This is a genomic window from Bacillus sp. JJ1127, assembly GCF_036965845.1.
Classification (GTDB): domain Bacteria; phylum Bacillota; class Bacilli; order Bacillales; family Bacillaceae_G; genus Bacillus_A.
On sequence record NZ_JBALQK010000440.1, the window covers coordinates 1 to 2,179 of the forward strand.

Annotated in this window: 2 protein-coding genes and 2 pseudogenes; 1 reads left to right on the plus strand and 3 read right to left on the minus strand. The window is 33.0% G+C overall.

The features are described from left to right. Positions 1-267 (plus strand): annotated as a pseudogene (locus V7183_RS25650) (LysR family transcriptional regulator); the annotation flags it as partial. Between the two features lie 246 nt (positions 268-513). Here V7183_RS25650 and V7183_RS25655 read toward each other — a convergent pair. From V7183_RS25655 to V7183_RS25665, 3 genes and pseudogenes are all read right to left on the minus strand, one after another. Then, positions 514-1,347: an alpha/beta fold hydrolase gene (locus V7183_RS25655; protein WP_335361300.1), complete on the minus strand. Its 834-nt coding sequence runs from the start codon at positions 1,345-1,347 to the stop codon at positions 514-516. Positions 1,348-1,385: 38 nt separating this feature from the next. Next, a pseudogene (locus tag V7183_RS25660) lies at positions 1,386-1,649 on the minus strand (DNA polymerase III subunit beta); the annotation flags it as partial. A gap of 20 nt (positions 1,650-1,669) precedes the next feature. Next, positions 1,670-2,110 carry an NUDIX hydrolase gene (locus tag V7183_RS25665; protein ID WP_335361301.1) on the minus strand — a complete coding sequence of 147 codons (441 nt, stop codon included), beginning with the start codon at positions 2,108-2,110 and terminating at the stop codon, positions 1,670-1,672. Between the last annotated feature and the right edge of the window lie 69 nt (positions 2,111-2,179).

Consider the following 2,179-nt stretch of genomic DNA (forward strand, 5'->3'; position numbering starts at 1 on the left):
TTTGTTAGCCATGATAAACAATGTCCCTTTAGAAATTATACAATTGAATTTATGAAGGAGAATAATCTCTCTAAAAAGCAACTTCAGCAGCTAGATTCTTATTCACTTATTCAGGAATTCATTGCTCAGGGAAAGGGGTTAGCTTTTTTACCTATTAACAATGATAAATTAGAAAAAATTGAGGAAGTACCTATACAAAAAATACCTATTAATTTTTTTACGATTCGAGAATCAGAAAAAATAATCCCAAGCGAGCTATTTGATTGATAAACGAATTCGTCTTGCAAAATAACTCTTAAAAAGAGTCCAATTTACGCGACCTTCTTTAATTCACTTTTCAAACATTAGGTGCTCTTTTTCTTTCGGAGATAAAGAAATCCTCCCTTTAGACAATCCTATCTAAAGGGAGGATTTTTTTAAACGTCGCGACTTTATTTCAATAATATGTATACATAGTTGCTCCCCCGCTATTCTTCTATTAGCTCTTTTAAGGAGTTACTATTCTTCATTTCTTCACAAAGTACTTTTTACAAACATCTCAAACTTTTTCATTTCCTCAACAAATGGATTATGGTTGCTTTCTTCAAATGTAGTCATTGTAGAAAAAGGAATTAACTCTGCAATTTCTTTTGAAAACTCATATGGACATTGCGCATCATATTTACCACAATAAATAAAACTAGGTATCTTTACATCTTTTAACTTTTCTCGTACATCATACGTTTTACATTCAATTTGAATAAAGTAGTTTAAACGATCTCCGACTACTTTCCCGCTATTCGGCAGTTTTAGTGCTTTTTCAAACTTCTCCTCAGAGAAAAAGGACATAAGTGCCCACTCTTTATCCAGTGCTTGTCTTTTTTCCTTTGGTGTATGTGGACTATTTAAAGCGTCCATAATGTTCATGATTCTTGTAAAATGTTCGTTCTCTTTACAATAAATACTTCCTTTATGATAAATATACGCTTTACTTGCAGCTGTACCACCGGCAATTATTTTAGTTAAGCTATGATAAGCTTCGATGGCATAAACAAGAGCTAGCATCCCTCCTGTAGAATGTCCTGCAAATGCCCATTGTTCAAACTCTAAAGCTTCACGAATTGCTTCTAAATCTTTTACGGTTTCTGACATACTGTAAGCTTCGTCACTACTAGCCTGATCCGATTTATCACAGCCTCTTAAATTGATTAAATACACACTATAATGTTTAGTAAAAGGTTCTGCAAACGTATTTCCTTTTTCATTATATTGGCTATACAAATGTGATACACATAAAGGTTCTCCTTCCCCTTTATGAAAGTACTCAAATTTCCCTCTAGTAGTTTCAATGACATACTGTTTCCACATAACTTATCTCCAATCTATATTTTTCACATTATATGTGTCTAATAGGATCGAACTGGTGAAATAAGATGTAGTAGCGACGAGTGGTCTACCGATTCGATTAAAATTGGTCTCATTGAACCTCCGAAACTTAATTTAATCGTTTCTCCTTTTATTGTTTTCAAAGCCTCCACCATAAAGCGGCCATCAAATGAAATAGTTAACTGCTTTTGTCCGCTAAGTGTATCTATCTGCTGTGTCTCGGATATTTTACCTATTTGGGAAGTGTTAGAGGAAATTCTTATTGTAGATTCATCGATGTTTTCCCACCTTAAAAATATTAGCTTTATGACTTGTGAAGAATTGTCCCGTTAAAAATATAAGGTACAGTTTCTCTTTTTTGTAATAAATCTTTTACATGTTCCGGAAGGCGCAAATAAGGTGCTACTGTTTGTAAGTCCATCCAAGTGATTTCTTCAATTTCTTTTGGACGTGATATATGTATCTCTCCCCCAATTACTTTTCCTAAAAAGTTGAAGAAAATGACATGATGATCTTTTTCTTCAAAAACAGCCTCACTTATTGAGAAAATCCCTTCCACTGTTATATCTAAACCTGTTTCTTCTTTTACTTCCCGAATTGCGGCCTCTTCTAATGTTTCACCTAATTTAACTGCACCACCTGGTAAAGTAAAATAAGAAGAATGTCTTCCTTTATTTTTGACCATCAATACTTTTTCATGAAATTCATCGTAAAGTAGCGCATATGTTACATTTACTCTTTTTATAGGAATCACCCTCTAATAATAGAATTTTCTGCATTTAATTTATTCTATCATTAATGTTTGGAAAATACA